The organism is Sporichthya brevicatena (assembly GCF_039525035.1).
Taxonomy (GTDB): Bacteria; Actinomycetota; Actinomycetes; order Sporichthyales; family Sporichthyaceae; genus Sporichthya; species Sporichthya brevicatena.
In genome coordinates this window covers 93224-108837 of record NZ_BAAAHE010000049.1, presented here as the reverse complement: position 1 = coordinate 108837, position 15614 = coordinate 93224, and the positions used below count along the sequence as shown (strand labels likewise).

Sequence of the window (15614 nt, the reverse complement as noted above, 5' to 3'; positions counted from 1 at the left end):
CTCGGCGGACGGACCGCCCCGCAGACTGCACCGGCCACTGGCTTCCCCTGTGGCCGGTGCAACCTTTGTCGGCGGTCGTTCCCCCAGCAGGATCTGGCGGTACGTCAGGTTCGCACCCGCCTGCGGGGCGTCCGTGGTGCGGGAGCCTGCGCGGCGTACCAGGCGAGGTGCTGACCGAGGGCCAGCCCGCGCAGCGGAGCGAGCACCGTCGCCCCGAGGTCGGTCAGGCTCGACGCGATCGGGTCGACGTAGGCCGACCCCGCGTGGACCTCCAGGACACGGCCCTTGAGACCGCCGAGCTCGGTCTGCAGTTGCGCCAGCACCATCTCGGCCCACGAGTTGCGCTCGTCGACGGGCTGCCGGGCCTGCGGCAGGTCGTAGGGCGCGACGACCCGGTCGGGCGGGAGCACGCCGTAGCGCGAGGACAGGACGAACCAGCGGCGGCGGCTGCGTTCCGCGTACGCCCGGCGGGCCTTGAACAGCGGACTGGTGAACAGGTCCGCGGCCGGGGCCGGGGAGTCGAGCTTGGTCTGGACGCAGCCGATCAGGATCACGTGCCGAGCCGCCATCACGCTGCCCCCTCGCCGCGGTTGCGCGCGAGCGTCGCGCGGAACTTTGCCGGGACGTCGGCGAAGAACATCCGGCCCCGGACACTCGCGTCGAACAGCGGGTGGATCCGGCCCTCGTGCCACCAGTGCACGCACGGGCTGATCGGCGCGTGATCGTGGGCGTAGTCGAAGCCGGTGATCAGCTCCAGCGCCTCGAGGCAGTCGTCGACCGCCGGGCTCACCGGCGCGACGACCAGCTCGTGCCGGCTCGGGACGGCGACCAGGTGGCCGTCGGGGAAGCCGAGGCTCGGCGCGATCTCGCGGAGCAGCTCGGGCAGCACGAGCAGTTTCGAGGCGACGAACCCCGACCGCCCGCGGATGCACAACGTGACCGCTCCGCGCTTGGTGAGGACCTCGACGTCGTCGGGTTCGATCTCCAGCAGGCGCTGCCGGCCGAGCGCGTGCATCTCGGCGACGTCGACGCCGACGAGCTCGCGGTCGGAGATCCAGCGGACGTAGTCGCCGTCCTTGTGGACCAGCATTTCGTGGAATCCGCCGCCGACCGGGCGGGCGTGGGTGTACCAACTCGCCTTCTCGGCGTCGAGCTGCACCAGGCGCAGGTGCACCCCGGCGCGGATCTGATCCGGCGTCAGCGGCACCGGCTCGGTCGGGAAGTTCGTCAGCAGGTCGTCCACCCAACGGCCGACGACCTCCGCCCAGTGCTCCGAGCTCCCGCTGCGGCGGCAGAGCGACCCGAGCGTGGTGAGTCCGAACTGCCGTCCGTCGACGGTGACGAGGTGGTCGGCGTGAACCACCGCCTCGAAGCCGCGCTCGGCCAGCGCGGTCCGGGTCAGGCTCCGGACCTGCTGGCTCTGAGCCGCCGTCAGGCCGGGCAGACAGTGTGAGTTCCTGCGGTCTCGCGAACTTGCCATGGCTCCCCCTCCGGTGTGTGGTGCGCACACCTTGGTGGAAATCGCCAGAATCCGCTCGGGACCGTTCGCGACCTGTGGATAACCGGCATCGCCCGGCGACGCGCGGCAGGATCAGTGCGGTCGGCGCACCGATCGGTGTGAACCTTTTCCGGGGGCTACGCGTCGTGGTTGCGACAGAAGCGGAGTTGGGGGAGAGATGACGCGGTTCGAGCGAGGCAGCCGGTACGGCCGGGTGGCGACGTTCGCCCTGCTCACGGGGCTCACGGCCACGGTGCTGACCGGGTGCGGCGGGGACGACGACGAGGCGGTGGCCGCCCCGTCGGCCGAGGGCACCCCGAGTGCGCGCCCGGCCGCGACCGCGGGTCCGTTCAACGCCAAGGCGCTGATTCCCGCCGGGTACACGGTGAAGTCGGTGACGACGATGCCGCTCGGCCCGGCCGGTGAGCCCGAGTACCAGGTGGTCGTCTCGGCCAACGCCGATGCGGTGAAGGGCGGCACGCAGAACGTGCAGGTCTTCGCCTACCGCGACGCCGCCTGGACCGAGGTCTTCGACGCGGCCGACAAGATCGTGCCGTTCGAGATGCAGGGCGACTTCGGGGCGCCGGAGTCCGACAAGACCCCCGACCCGGTCCTGAACCAGAAGCACTGGGTGGAGAAGGTCGCGGTGCAGCCCGTGCGCTTCGGCCTGGACTCGCCCTCGCTGGTGATCTACGGCGAGGACAAGGACAACCCGCACGTGCTCGGCGTGCTCGCGGTGGTCGACTTCGTCACGAAGCCGGGCCGGGCGAACCTCGACCACTTCGAGATGGCGCAGGACCTCGGGGCGCCGAAGGTCACCGGCTCCGGCAACGCCCAGCAGTTGGCGGTGCCGAACTGGTGGTACCCGTGGGTGAACGGCGGCGACCCGGCCGAGTACACCCAGACCGTCGGCCTCACCGAGGACCGGGGCGTGGCCGTGATCGCCGACAGCCGACCGTGGGTCGGCGCGTGGGTGAGCAGCAGTCAGAACCCCGGTGTGATGGTCAGTGAGGTCATCGCCGGCGGGCCGGCGGACGGCAAGCTGCAGGTCGGGGACCGCATCGTCTCCGTCGCCGGCAACAGCCCGAAGCAGGGCCTCGGGCCGGAGCTGCTTCAGCACGAGCCGGGTGAGGACGTCACCTTCTCGGTCGACCGCGGCGGCCAGATCACCGAGGTCGTGCTGACCCTCGGTGACATGTCGAAGGCGCCGAACTACTGGGCGACCCCGAAGCCCGCGACGATCGGGGTCGAGGTTGCGCCGCTCTCGGGCCGGCCGGGCATCGCCGTCACCTCCGTGGCGGCGAACAGCCCCGCGGCGTCCGCCGGCCTGAAGAAGGGCGACGCGATCCAGCGGGTCGGCGACGTTCGGACCGGCGAACCGTCGGACCTCGACGCCGCCCTCTCCGGCCGCGCCGGGCAGGAGCTCGAGGTCGAGGTGCAGCGGGCGAGTGGGCAGACCGAGACCGTGACCGTCACGCCGAAGTCCGCCGGGCCGGACGGGGACGTCCAGGTCGGGCTGCTCTAGCGGATCGCCAAGACCGGGAAAAGTCCGCGCCGCCGGCGCGGGAGGGAACAAGGCTGGCGCTCAGCGGCTCGGGGAGGGGCCGCGAGCGCCGGCCCGCGGGACGACGCTGTCGGTCGACTGCGCAACATCGGGAAGCTGGGGAGGGCACCACCGTGGGAGCGACGCCGAAGGTTATGTGGCTGACGGGGGGCGTAGCGGGGGCGCTGCTGGCGGCGGGGATGCCCGCCGGTGCGGCCGCTGCGGCGCCCGCGGCCGGGACGGCGGCGTCCGGGAAGGGCACCGTCGTCGCGAAGGTCTGCTCCACCACGGCCCACGGCGTTCCGCTGAAGGTCCGGATGCGCTTCAACATGGCGTCGAAGTCCGACGTCAACAAGGTTCGCTCGCTGCGGGTCCGCGTCAGCCACCCCGACGGCGTCGGGAAGTACCGCTCGTCCCGCGTACGCTCGGTGACGACGACGTTCCTCTACGAGTCCGAGAAGGCCGACGACCGCATCGGCAGTGCCGTCTGGGCTGATCGTCGCGGTGACCGCGCGGTGTACAACAAGTCGCTCCGCCAGGAGATGGGCTCGGTCACGACCGTGGTGACCTTCAAGCTCAAGAACGGCAAGCGCACCGCGGTCTCCTGCACGCAGCAGTTCCCGAAGGACTGACCGCACCGGCCCTCGGGGTAGGGGCATCCCGCCGATCGATCCGGAGGGTGCCTGCATGACCTCGGCCGAGTCCCGTCCCGTCCCCCGTGATGGCGTTCCGGCGCCGGACGACGTGCGGGAACGCATCGACGAACTCGACGCCCCCGCGCAGGAGAAGGTCCGGGCGGAGGCGGCCGAGGAGGCCGCGGACGGCGGTGCGCCGGACCCCGACGAGCCGGCCGAGGACGTCGCCGACGCGTCCCACCCGGCGCCCGAACCACCCGACTGACGTCACACCGGTAGGTCGGAAAACGGGTTCGGGGCATCGAGTACGCCGTCGTACACTCGATCCCTTAGCTAGCTAACGCCGCTGGGCGGGGGGATTCGTGGACACCGCAACGCAGGCCGAGCACGGACGTCAGCACCACAACGTCACGCTCGGCATCCTCGTGCTCTCGACCATGGCGTACGCCCTGCAGCAGACCCTGGTCGCACCGGCCATGCCGGCGATCCAGGAGGACCTCGGGGTCTCCACCACCGCGATCACCTACCTGCTGACCGCGTTCCTGCTCACCGGCTCCGTCGCCACACCCGTGATGGGCCGCCTCGGCGACATGTTCGGCAAGAAGCGCCTGCTGGTCATCGCGCTCGGGGTCTTCGCGTTCGGCTCGCTCGTCTGTGCGCTCTCGTCCTCGATCGAGGTGCTCATCGCCGGGCGCGCGATCCAGGGCATCGGCTCGGCGGTGTTCCCGCTGGCCTTCGGCATCATCCGCGACGAGTTCCCGCGGGAGCGCGTCGCCAGCGCGGTCGGGCTGCTGTCCGCCACCTTCGGCATCGGCGGCGGTGCCGGGATCGTGCTCTCCGGCGTCATCGTCGACCACCTCGACTACGAGTGGATCTTCTGGCTCGGCCTGAGCGTCATCCTGATCGCGCTGCTCGCCGCGGCGATGTTCGTGCCGGAGTCGCCGGTCAAGGTCTCCGGCAAGGTCGACTGGGGCGGCGCCGCCCTCCTGTCCGGCGGGCTCGTCGCGCTGCTCGTCGGCGTCAGCGAGGGCAACAGCTGGGGCTGGTCGGACGTGCGCATCCTCGGCCTGTTCGCGGCCGCGGCCGTGCTGCTGGTGGCCTGGGTCGGGTACGAGAACCGCCACCCGGCCCCGCTGGTCGACATGCGGATGATGCGTCGCCGCACGGTCCTCACCACGAACCTGTCGGCGCTGCTGCTGGGCTTCGGCATGTTCGCCGGGTTCATCCTGCTGCCGAAGTTCGTCCAGGCCCCCGAGGGCGCCGGCTACGGCTTCGGGTCGAGCGTGACCGAGGCGGGGCTGTTCATGCTCCCGTCGTCGGTCGTCATGCTCTTCGCCGGTCCGGTCGCGGGCTGGATGTGCAACCGCTTCGGCGACCGGGTCCCGCTGCTGCTCGGCACCACGCTCGCGCTCGTCGCCTACGGCTTCCTGACGGTCGCGCACTCCGAGAAGTGGATGATCGTCCTGGCGATCACGATCTCCGGGCTCGGGATCGGCTTCTCCTTCGCGGCCACCGCGAACCTCATTCTCGGGGCGGTGCAGCCCACCGAGACCGGCGTCGCGATGGGCATGAACACGATCATGCGCACCGTCGGTGGTGCGGTCGGTGGGCAGGTCGGCGCGGCCGTGCTCATGGCGCACACCGGCGACTCGGGACTTCCGAGCGAGACCGGGTACACCGTCGCCTTCGCCGTCCTCGCCGGGGGCGTGGCCGTCGCGTTGCTGCTCGTCCTCGCGATTCCGCGCCGGGTCGTGGCCCCCGCCGCGGTCCCGGCCGCTGTCCCGATGACCGAGCACCCGGTCGCGACCGGTCTGGCGGCCGAGGCCGGCGTCGAGCCGGTGCGGGAGAACCTCCTCGGCACGATCCGGACCACCGCCGGCGCACCGGCCGCCGGCGCGGTGGTCACCGTGATCGGCCGGTCCGGTCGCGAGGTGGCGCGGACGCGGGTGGGCGACGACGGCACCTACGGCCTCGACCTGCCGGGTGCGGGCACCTACTACGTCGTGGCTCAGCTCGACGGGCAGCACGGCTCCGAGGTCGTGCAGGTGGACGCCGCGGCGGAGGACGGGGAATTCGTCCGGCGGGACCTCGTGTTGCGGGGAGCGAGCCGCCCCGTCGCGATCGACGCGGGGACGGCGACGAGGCCCACGTCACCTTTCCTTCACCGGAACGCGGACGTATCCTCACTTAGCTAGCTAACACCCGCGAGAGGACCGCACGTGACGCCGCCCGGACACGCCCCCGCGCGGCCGCACCACAACCTCACGCTCGCGGTGCTGCTGCTGGCCACGCTGTCCTACGCGCTGCAGCAGACCCTCGTCTCGCCGGCGCTGCCGGCCATCCAGCGGGATCTGAACACCTCCACGACCGCGGTCACCTACACGCTCACCGCGTTCCTGCTCTCGGCCTCGGTGGCGACCCCGATCGCGGGCCGCCTCGGGGACATGTTCGGCAAGAAGCGGATGCTCGTCATCGCGCTCGGCGTCTTCGCGTTCGGGTCGCTGCTGTGTGCGTTCGCGCCCTCGATCGAGCTCCTGATCGCCGGCCGCGTCGTGCAGGGCGGCGGCGCGGCGGTCTTCCCGCTGTCCTTCGCGATCGTGCGCGACGAGTTCCCGCGCGAGCGCGTGCCGGGCGCGGTCGGGACGCTGTCGGCGACCTTCGGCATCGGCGGTGGCGCCGGCGTGGTGCTCTCCGGCGTGATCGTCGACCACCTGTCCTACGAGTGGGTGTTCCGCTTCGGCTTCCTCGTCGTGGTCGCGGCCCTGTTCATGGCGTGGCGGTTCGTCCCGGAGTCGCCGGTCACGTCCCCGGCGAAGATCGACTGGGGCGGCGCCGTCCTGATGTCGGGCGGGCTCATCGCGCTGCTCGTCGGCGTCAGCGAGGGCAACCACTGGGGCTGGACGGACGCCCGCATCCTCGGCCTGTTCGCGACCTCCGCAATCCTCCTGCTCGGCTGGGGCCTGTTCGAGTACCGCCACCCGCAGCCGCTGGTCGACATGGCGATGATGCGTGAGCGCACCGTCCTGACGACGAATCTCGCCGGCGTGCTCGTCGGGTTCGGCATGTTCAGCCTCTTCATCCTCGTGCCGCAGTTCGTGCAGGCGCCGGAGTCGACCGGCTACGGATTCGGCGCCTCGGTCACCGAGGCCGGGCTGTTCCTCCTGCCGGCGACGGCCGTGACGCTCGTCGCCGGGCCGGTGGCGGGCTGGCTCGGGGGGCGCATCGGGCCGCAGATCCCGCTGGCCGGTGGGCTGCTCGTCGCGCTCGTGGCCTACGTGTTCCTCGCGCTCGAGCACTCGAGCGCGACCTCGATCCTCGTGGCGACCGGCCTGTTCGGCCTCGGTCTCGGCTTCGCGTTCGCGTCGATGATCAACGTCATCATCGGTGCGGTGGAGCCGACCAAGACCGGTGTCGCGACCGGCATGAACACCATCATGCGGACGATCGGCGGCTCGCTCGGTGGACAGGTCGCCGCCGCGATCCTCACCGGGCACCTGGTGAACGGCTACGCCAGCGAGCACGGCTTCGCGGTCGCGTTCTGGGTGTGCGCCGCCACGGTCGCGGGTGCGTTCGGCGTGGCCCTGCTGATTCCTCGTCAGAAGCGGAGCGCGGAGCCGGAGGTCGCCACCGGCGTCCCGCTCGTCGAGACCGAGACCCCCACCGTTCCCCGTGTCGTCGGCGCGGTTCCCCCGCGCCGCCTGGCGAGCTGACGAAGGAGACCGAGATGCCGAGTGCGAACGCTCCGGTCACCGGGTCGCAGCCCGACGCGCGCCCCGCTTCCGGTGAGCCCGTCGAGTTCTGGACCGCCTGGGACGAGTTCTTCGCGGCCATGCGCCGGGTCCGCGGCCGTGCCGCCCGCGAGGACGGCCTGACGATCTCGCAGTTCCGGCTGCTGTGCGCGGTGCAGCGCTGCCCCGACGCCGGGCTGCGCGAGCTGGCCGAGGAGGTCGGGGCGAGCGCTCCGACCGTCACGCGAATGCTCACCGGACTCGAGCGCGACGGCATCGTCACCCGGGCGGCGTCGACCCGCGGCCACCGCCGCGTGTCCGTGACGCTGACCGAGACCGGCCGCGAGGTGCTCGAGGCGAAGCGGGCGCTGGTCGAGGCCCGGCGGGCCGCGGTCTACGCGTCGCTCACCCCGGACGAGCGCGCGCAGCTGCAGCATCTCTTGCCGCGGCTGGCCGAGGCGCTGGACGCCCTGTGACCGACACACACGCTCCCGTCCGCCAGCACTACCGACTCACCCTGGCGATCCTGGTCTTCTCCTCGATGGCCTACGGCCTGCAGCAGACGCTCGTGGCGCCCGCGCTGCCGGCGATCCAGGAGGACCTCGACGTCTCGACCACCGCGGTCACCTACGTCCTGACGGCGTTCCTGCTGTCGGCGTCGGTGTCGACCCCGATCATCGGCCGCCTCGGCGACATGTTCGGCAAGAAGAAGATGCTCGTCGCGACCCTGGCGATGTTCGGCCTCGGGTCGCTGGTGAGCGCGCTGTCGACCTCGATCGAGGTGCTGATCGCCGGCCGGGTCATCCAGGGCGCGGCGGGCGCGATCTTCCCGCTGGCGTTCGGGATCGTCCGCGACGAGTTCCCGCGCGAGAAGGTCGCGGGCGGCATCGGCCTGGTCAGCGCGATGATCGGCATCGGCGGTGCGACCGGCGTGGTGTTCTCCGGCGTCATCGTCGACAACCTCGGCTACGAGTGGGTCTTCTGGATCGGGCTGGCGTTCACCAGCTTCACCGTCGTCCTCACGGCCCTGTACATCCCGGAGTCGCCGGTGACGGCGCCGGCGAAGATCGACTGGGGCGGAGCCGCGCTCCTCTCGGGCGGCATGGTCGCGCTGCTGATCGGCGTCAGCGAGGGCAACTCGTGGGGCTGGCTCGACTCGCGGGTCATCGGGTTGTTCACCGCCGCCGCGCTGCTGCTGGTGTTCTGGGTCGCGTACGAGCAGCGGCACCCGGAGCCGTTGGTCGACATGCGGATGATGAGCCGCCGGCCGGTGTTCACGACGAACCTGGCGGCCGTGCTGATCGGGTTCGGGATGTACAGCTCGTTCATCCTGTTCCCGAAATTCGTCCAGACGCCGTCGGAGAGCGGGTACGGCTTCGGTTCGAGCGTCACCGAGGCGGGCATGTTCCTGCTGCCGAACGCGTGCGCCATGCTCATCGCGGGCCCGCTGACGGGGCGCCTGACGGCTCGTCACGGGTCGCGGTTCGCCCTGCTGCTCGGCACCGTTCTGGTGCTGGTGTCGTTCATCTTCCTGGCCGTGTGGCACTCCGACCCGTGGATGATCTATGCGGTCAGCTTCGTCTCCGGCCTCGGCACCGGCTTCGCGTTCTCCGCGATGCCGAACCTGATCATCGAGGCCGTCGAGCCGACCCAGACCGGCGTCGCCACCGGCATGAACGCGATCATGCGCACGGTCGGCGGAGCGATCGGCGGCCAGGTCGCCGCCGCGGTGCTGACCGGCTACGTCGTCGCGAACACCGGCTTCCCGCGGGAGGCCGGCTACACCCTGACGTTCGTCCTCCTCGCCGCTGCCCTCGGCCTCGCCCTGCTCTGCGTCCTCGCGATCCCCCGCCCGGGCCGCGAACCCGCCGAGGTCCCGGTCGTCGTCCCGCCGATCGTCGAACCCGCCCTCGCCGAGGCGGTCGAGAACACCGTCCTCTCACCCGTCGGCCTCACCGGCTCGGTCCGCCGCGGCGGCCTCCCGGTCCCGGGCGCCGTCCTCACCCTCCTCGGCCCCGACGGCCGCGAGGTGACCCGGTCCCGCGCCGACGCCGACGGGCGGTTCGCCCTCAGCCCCGCCCCCGGCCGCTACTACGTCGTCGTCGCCGACACCGGTCGCACCCCGACCGCCCTGATCGTCGATCTCACCGACGACCCGGTCGCTGTCGACGTGGAGATGCCGGGAGTCGTCGACCCGCTGTCGCGGTCCGAGCGTCGGCGCGCGCCCCGTCCGGCGGCTCCGCCTCCGCTCGACGTCCCGAGTCGGTGAGCGGTGGGTTCGGCCAGCGGTCTGGCTAATTAATTGGCTACTTAGTATCGTCGCGGGCATTTATCTCTCGCGGAGGACTGCCGTGACCACCCTGGACCGCAGCACGACCAGGCCGGACCTTGGACTGAGCAACGTCTCCGGGGCGCGCACCGTGCATACGTTCTGCCGGTACTGCCTCGCGGGTTGCGGCGTCGAGGTGACGGTGCGGGACAACCGCGTCCAGCGCATCGCGCCGGACAAGGCGAATCCGTACACCTGGCACGACTTCTGCGCGAAGGGCCGCACCGCGAACGAGGTCGTGGAGCATCCGCGACGCATCCTCACGCCGATGAAGCGCGTCGGCGACGACTACGTCGAGGCGACCTGGGACGAGGCGATCGCCGACATCGCCGCCCGGATGACGAAGCTCATCGCCGAGGAGGGTCCGGACACCGTCGGCGTCTATTGGGGCAACCCGGCCGGGTTCTCGATCCCGAACGTCGTGTTCCAGAACGGCTGGCTCGACGCGATCGGGACGATGAGCCGCTACTACGTCGGTTCCGTCGACCAGAACGCCATGCACGTGGTGGCGACCGCGATGTACGGATCCCAGCTGTTCGCCCCGATCGGCGACATCGACAACAGCGACTACTTCCTCCTGCTCGGGGCCAACCCGGCCGTCAGCGCCTGGGGGTGGGCCGACGGCACCGTGCCCGACGGGTGGCGCCGCTGCCTGGAGCGGCAACGAGCCGGGGCGCGGATCGTCGTCGTCGACCCGGTGCGGACCGAGACCGCGCGGAAGGCCGACGATCATCTGCGGGTGCGTCCCGGGCAGGACTGGGCGCTGTTGCTGGGCCTGATCAAGGTCGTGCTCGACGAGGGGCTGGAGCACCGCGGCGACTGCGATCCGACCACGGGCCTGGCGACCGGCGTCGACGACCTGCGCGGCCTGGTGCGCGAGGTCGACCTCGACGACCTGGCGGCGCGGTGCGAGGTCGCGCGAGCGGACATCGAGCGGATCGCGCGGGAGTTCGCCAACGCCCGAACCGCGATGGCGATCACCCGCACCGGCGTCGCGCACCACGAGACCGGCACCATCGGCGAGTGGCTGGGCCACGTCCTCAACGTCATCACAGGACGGATGGATCGCCCCGGCGGTCGGCGCTACCAGCGGGGGTACGTCGACAGTTTGAGGATCTGGGACGTGATGGCGAAACCCATGACGCACCGGTCCCGGGTCCAAGGACGCCCGATGGTAGCCGGCCACCACGGCCTGGACGAGCTTCCCGACGAGATCACCACCCCAGGTCGTGGGCGGGTCCGTGCTCTCGTCATCAACGCCGGCAACCCCGTGGTCTCCGGGCCGGACGGTGCCAAGCTCGATGCCGCCCTGGCGCAACTCGACCTCCTCGTCGCCGTGGACCTGGTGCAGCGAGAGAGTCACCGGCACGCGCACTGGCTGCTGCCCGGCGTGCACTGGCTCGAACGTGACGACCTGTTCTCCCTGACCAGCGGCCTGCAGGACGGATCGTTCGTGCAGTACGGGCGCAAGGTCGTCGAGCCGCCACCGGGTGCGCGGGAGGAGTGGCGCTTCTATTGCGACCTCACGCTGGCGATGGGCAGGCCGCTCTTCGGGTACCGGGGGGTCAACACGGCGGTCCGGACCTCACGATGGCTCGCGCGGTGGACCGGGCGTCCGGGACTCGCCTTCTCGCCGCGCTGGATCGATCGGCTGCTGGTCGCAAGCGGCCGCACCGTGAAATGGCGCGACGTCATGCGGTCGCGGCACGGCCTGGTGTACGGGGAGCGTCAGTTCGGCAGGCTTCGGGAAGCCCTCAAGACCCCAGACCGGCGGATCCACGCCGCACCATCGGAGTTCCTCGACCGCACGCGTGAGCTCCTGCGGACCCCGGCGCCGGCGCCGCCGCCGCAGTATCCGTTCCTGCTCGGGAACCGTCGCCATCGGCACTCGATGAACTCGTTCCTCAACGACCTGCCCGGCCTGCACCGCGGCTGTCGGCACAACGCCGCGGTCCTGAATCCCGAGGACGCCGCCGAGCTCGAAATCGCCGAAGGCGACCTGGTGCGGGTCTTCTCCGCGGTGGGGGAGATCGAACTGCCGGCGACCATCAGCGACGAGCCCCGCCGGGGCCTGGTGCTCGTCGACCACGGTTGGGGGTCCCGGGTCTTCGACCCTCGCGGCGGTGCTCCGGCCCAGTCGTACGGCGTGAACCGGAACCTGCTCGTCGACGCTTCCCGCCTCGACCCGCTCTCCCAGACACCGGCGCTCAGCTCGGCCTGGGTCGGCGTCGCCAAATCTGCCAGGAGCTCGGTGTGACCACCGTCGACCGTCCGGCCGACGTCGGGGAAGAGGGTCTCGACGCCAAGCGCACCGTGCACACCTTCTGCCGGTACTGCATGGCCGCGTGTGGGGTCGACGTCACGGTCGCCGGCAACCGCGTCTTGAAGATCTCCGCCGACCGGGCGAATCCGCACACCTGGAAGGACTTCTGCGCGAAGGGCCGCACCGCGCACGAGCTCGTCGAGCATCCCCGGCGCATCCTCAACCCGATGAAGCGCGTCGGCGACTCCTACGCCGAGGCGAGTTGGGACGAGGCGATCCGCGACATCGCCCGGCGGATGAACCAACTCATCGCCGAGGACGGCCCCGACACTGTCGCCTGCTACTGGGGGAACCCAGGGGGATTCTCGGCCTCCAACGTCGTCTTCCTCAACGGGTGGCTGGACGCGGTCGGGACGCGGAGCCGCTACTTCGTGGGCTCCGTCGATCAGAACGCGATGCACGTGGTCGCGGCCGCGATGTACGGGTCTCAGCTCATGGCGCCGGTCTCCGACATCGACAATTGCGACTACTTCCTGCTGGTCGGGTGCAACCCGGCCGTCAGCGCGTGGGGCTGGGTGGAGACCGTGCCGGGCGGTTGGCGGCGCTGCCTCGAACGCCAGCGCGGCGGCGCGCGGATCGTCGTCGTGGACCCGACCCGCACCGAGACCGCGGAGAAGGCGGACGTCCACCTGCGCGTCCGGCCAGGCCAGGACTGGGCCCTGCTGCTCGGCATGGTCAAGGTCATCCTCGACGAGCGGCTCCAGCACGAGGAGGACTGCGCCGAGCTCGCCCTCGGCGTCGACGACCTCCGGTTCCTGGTGCGCGACGCCGACCTCGACGACCTGGCGGCGCGGTGCGAGATCCCGCGTGCCGAGATCGAGCGGATCGCGCGCGAGTTCGCGACGGCGAGGACGGCGATGGCGGTCACGCGCACCGGCGTCGCGCTCCACGAGGCCGGGACGATCGGGGAGTGGCTCGGTCACGTCCTCAACGTCATCACCGGACGGATGGACCGTCCCGGTGGCCGGCGTTACGAGCAGGGCTACGTGGACAGCCTCAAGCTCTTCGACATCTGGGCCAAGCCGACCTTGCACCGTTCGCGGGTCTCCGGCCGGGAGATGGTCGCCGGCCACCACGGCCTCGACGAACTGCCGGACGAGATCACCACCCCCGGCAAGGGCCGCGTCCGTGCCCTGGTGATCGACGCCGGCAACCCGGTCGTCTCCGGGGCGAACGGTGACAAGCTCGACGCCGCCCTCGCCCAGCTCGACTTGCTCGTCGTGCTCGACCTCGTCCAGCGCGAGAGCCACCGGCACGCCCACTGGCTGTTGCCGGTCGCGCACTGGCTCGAGCGCGACGACCTGCACTCGCTGACCAGCGGCCTGCAGGACCGGCCATTCGTGCAGTACGGCCACAAGGCGGTGGACCCGCCGCCGGGCGCTCGCGAGGAGTGGGAGATCTTCACCGACCTCGCGCTGGCCATGCGCCGACCCTTCTTCGGCTACCGCGGGGTGAACACACTCGTGCGGACGAGCCGATGCCTGGCCCGGCGGACCGACCGCCCCGGACTGGCGTTCTCCCCGCACTGGGTGAACCGTCTCTTGGTCATGTTCGGTCGCAAGCTGCGATGGCGCGACATCATGGCCAAGCCGCACGGCTGGGTGTACGGCGAGCGCGAGTTCGGCAATCTCCGCAAGGCCCTGCGCACCCCGGACAAGCGGATCCACGTCGCGCCGCGCGAGTTCCTGGCGCGCACCCGTGAGCTGATGGCCGGTCAGCACCCAGCCGCGCCGGAGGGATTCCCGTTCCTGCTCGGCAACCGCCGGCACCGGCACTCGATGAACTCCTACCTCAACGACCTGCCGAGTCTGCATCGCTCGGAGCGGCGAAATGTCGCCGTGCTCACGCCGGAGGACGCGGCGGAACTCGGCATCGCCGAGGGTGACCTGGTCCGCGTCTGGTCGCCGGTGGCGGAGATCCGGCTGCCTGCCGCGATCAGCAACGAGCCCCGGCGCGGTTCGGTGCTGGTCGACCACGGGTGGGGTTCACGCGTCTTCGACCCGCGCGGTGAGGCCGAGCCCCTCGTATACGGCGAGAACCGCAACCGGTTGGTGGACGGCGCCGACCTCGATCCGTTGTCGCAGACCCCGGCGCTGAGCTCGACCTATGTCGCGGTCGCGAAGGCGTAGGCCGACGTTCCGGCGGTCCGACCGAAGACCACGCAGTTCGCCATCGAGTTCCCGCTGCCCACGTATACCGAACCGAGCACGCCGCCGGTGCACTCGCCGGCTGCGAACAGCCCCGGGACGCGGTCGCCGTGGGAGTCCAGCACCGCCGCGCTTGCGTCGATCCGCAGACCGGTCGAGGTGAGGGCGAGGATTCCGCGGCGCAGTTCGACCGCGTAGAAGGGCGGCTGGTCGAGCGGGTGGAGGAAGCGGGCCTCCTTGCCGAACTCGGGATCGGCGCCGGCGCCGGCGTAGCCGTTGTAGCGCCGGACGGTCGCCACCAGGCCGTCGGCGTCGATCGACACCGCGTTCGCGAGCTGCTCCAGCGTCGGGGCCTGGGCGACCTTGCCCAGCGCGATCATCTCGTCGAGCAGGGGCTCCACCCAGTTGGAGTTCGTCGCCGCCTCCATGCCCGGCACCGCCTGCTTGTACTGCAGAGGAAGTCCGGGCTGGGCGGCCTTCTTGGCCGCCGCGTCGAAGATCGCGAAGAACGGCCCGTGCCGGCGGTGGGCCATCTCCATCGAGGCGTACGACGTCGACTCGTCGACCCGGCGCTGCCCGCTGCGATCGACCAGCACCAGCCAGCCAGGGAAGTAGACCTCGAGATTGCGGTAGAAGCCCGGGGTCAGCAGCGCCAGGCACCGGTCGTGGCCGACGACGTCGGCGCCGACCTGCGCGCCCAGCCGCAGGGCGTCGCCGCGCGACCCCTCGGCGCCGATGTACCAGGCGGCGGAACCCGCTGCGGCCAGCGACGGCAGATGTTTGGTCCACAACGCCGGGTTGGCGCCGAAGCCACCCGCCGCCAGGACGACGGCGCCCGCGCGCACGGTTTCGTCGCCCGCCCGGATGCCGCACACGGTGTTGTCCTCGACCACGAGGTCGGTGACCCGTTTGCCGAGCGCGATGTCGACTCCGCGCTCCTTGATCGCCCGCAGCAGCACCTTGACGATGCCGGCGCCGCCGCGGGTCGGTACGTGGGAGCGGGGGACGCTCTCCTCGGCGGCGTAGACGAGGTGGTCGAGGAACCGCACACCGAGCTCCTGCAGCCATTCCACGGCCGGGCCGCTGTTCTCGGCGAGGTGGCGCACGATTCCGGGCTCGATCGCGCCCTGGTTGAGATTGGAGTAGTCCCGGTACAGCGCCTCGGCGCTGTCGGTGAGGCCGCAGCGGCGCTGCACGCTCGTGTCCGCGGCCATGATGATGCCGCCGGAGAGATTGGTCGAGCCGCCGGGCATCGACTCGGATTCCACCAGCAGGACGTCAGCCCCGGCGTCGGCGGCTTCGAGGGCGGCGCACAAGCCGGCCGCCCCGGTGCCGACCACGACCACGTCGACTTCGATTCCGGGTTCTCGGGCCATGTGCGCGACCTCCGTAGATTATTAAGTGAAGACTT

Annotated in this window: 12 protein-coding genes; 9 read left to right on the top strand and 3 right to left on the bottom strand. The window is 71.2% G+C overall.

Annotation, left to right across the window (positions count from 1 at the left end; all coding sequences use genetic code 11):
• Nucleotides 1–104: 104 nt before the first annotated feature.
• Together ABD401_RS22985 and ABD401_RS22980 are read right to left on the bottom strand one after the other, a co-directional pair.
• The gene (locus tag ABD401_RS22985; RefSeq protein WP_344609174.1) at nt 105–569 is read right to left on the bottom strand and encodes a DUF6884 domain-containing protein; all 465 of its coding nucleotides are present in this window, start codon (nt 567–569) and stop codon (nt 105–107) included.
• Nucleotides 569–1480: a DUF1444 domain-containing protein gene (locus tag ABD401_RS22980; RefSeq protein ID WP_344609172.1), complete on the bottom strand. Its 912-nt coding sequence runs from the start codon at nt 1478–1480 to the stop codon at nt 569–571. Before ABD401_RS22980 ends, ABD401_RS22985 begins: the two co-directional genes overlap by 1 nt.
• 196 nt (nt 1481–1676) lie before the next feature.
• Between ABD401_RS22980 and ABD401_RS22975 the strand changes: the two genes are divergently transcribed.
• From ABD401_RS22975 to ABD401_RS22935, 9 genes are all read left to right on the top strand, one after another.
• Entirely contained in the window at nt 1677–3023 is a 1347-nt protein-coding gene (locus ABD401_RS22975; protein WP_344609170.1) for a PDZ domain-containing protein, read from the top strand.
• A gap of 152 nt (nt 3024–3175) precedes the next feature.
• On the top strand, nt 3176–3673 hold the full coding sequence (locus ABD401_RS22970) for a hypothetical protein (protein ID WP_344609168.1): 498 nt from the start codon (nt 3176–3178) through the stop codon (nt 3671–3673).
• A 55-nt stretch (nt 3674–3728) separates the two neighbouring features.
• Entirely contained in the window at nt 3729–3941 is a 213-nt protein-coding gene (locus ABD401_RS22965) for a hypothetical protein (RefSeq protein ID WP_344609166.1), read from the top strand.
• Between the two features lie 97 nt (nt 3942–4038).
• Nucleotides 4039–5871 (top strand): MFS transporter, encoded by a 1833-nt coding sequence (locus ABD401_RS22960; protein WP_344609164.1) that lies wholly within the window; start codon nt 4039–4041, stop codon nt 5869–5871.
• 24 nt (nt 5872–5895) lie between these two features.
• On the top strand, nt 5896–7386 hold the full coding sequence (locus ABD401_RS22955; RefSeq protein ID WP_344609162.1) for an MFS transporter: 1491 nt from the start codon (nt 5896–5898) through the stop codon (nt 7384–7386).
• A gap of 14 nt (nt 7387–7400) precedes the next feature.
• Nucleotides 7401–7880, top strand: a complete 480-nt coding sequence (locus ABD401_RS22950; protein WP_344609160.1) for a MarR family winged helix-turn-helix transcriptional regulator — start codon at nt 7401–7403, stop codon at nt 7878–7880.
• On the top strand, nt 7877–9673 hold the full coding sequence (locus tag ABD401_RS22945; RefSeq protein WP_344609158.1) for an MFS transporter: 1797 nt from the start codon (nt 7877–7879) through the stop codon (nt 9671–9673). The genes ABD401_RS22950 and ABD401_RS22945 overlap by 4 nt, the downstream gene beginning before the upstream one ends.
• 91 nt (nt 9674–9764) lie before the next feature.
• The gene (locus tag ABD401_RS22940; protein ID WP_344609226.1) at nt 9765–11990 is read left to right on the top strand and encodes a molybdopterin-containing oxidoreductase family protein; all 2226 of its coding nucleotides are present in this window, start codon (nt 9765–9767) and stop codon (nt 11988–11990) included.
• Nucleotides 11987–14185, top strand: coding sequence for a molybdopterin-containing oxidoreductase family protein (locus ABD401_RS22935; protein ID WP_344609156.1), 2199 nt, complete (start codon nt 11987–11989; stop codon nt 14183–14185). The genes ABD401_RS22940 and ABD401_RS22935 overlap by 4 nt, the downstream gene beginning before the upstream one ends.
• Here ABD401_RS22935 and ABD401_RS22930 read toward each other — a convergent pair.
• Nucleotides 14161–15579 carry an FAD-dependent oxidoreductase gene (locus tag ABD401_RS22930; RefSeq protein ID WP_344609154.1) on the bottom strand — a complete coding sequence of 473 codons (1419 nt, stop codon included), beginning with the start codon at nt 15577–15579 and terminating at the stop codon, nt 14161–14163. The two genes, ABD401_RS22935 and ABD401_RS22930, sit on opposite strands and share 25 nt — an antisense overlap.
• Nucleotides 15580–15614 lie beyond the last annotated feature (35 nt).

Bases quoted from the DNA above. Each gene is read 5' to 3' on its own strand.
- ABD401_RS22985 (WP_344609174.1), bottom strand. From the start codon at position 569: ATGGCGGCTCGGCACGTGATCCTGATCGGCTGCGTCCAGACCAAGCTC.
- ABD401_RS22980 (WP_344609172.1), bottom strand. From the start codon at position 1,480: ATGGCAAGTTCGCGAGACCGCAGGAACTCACACTGTCTGCCCGGCCTG.
- ABD401_RS22975 (WP_344609170.1), top strand. From the start codon at position 1,677: ATGACGCGGTTCGAGCGAGGCAGCCGGTACGGCCGGGTGGCGACGTTC.
- ABD401_RS22965 (WP_344609166.1), top strand. From the start codon at position 3,729: ATGACCTCGGCCGAGTCCCGTCCCGTCCCCCGTGATGGCGTTCCGGCG.
- ABD401_RS22950 (WP_344609160.1), top strand. From the start codon at position 7,401: ATGCCGAGTGCGAACGCTCCGGTCACCGGGTCGCAGCCCGACGCGCGC.
- ABD401_RS22930 (WP_344609154.1), bottom strand. From the start codon at position 15,579: ATGGCCCGAGAACCCGGAATCGAAGTCGACGTGGTCGTGGTCGGCACC.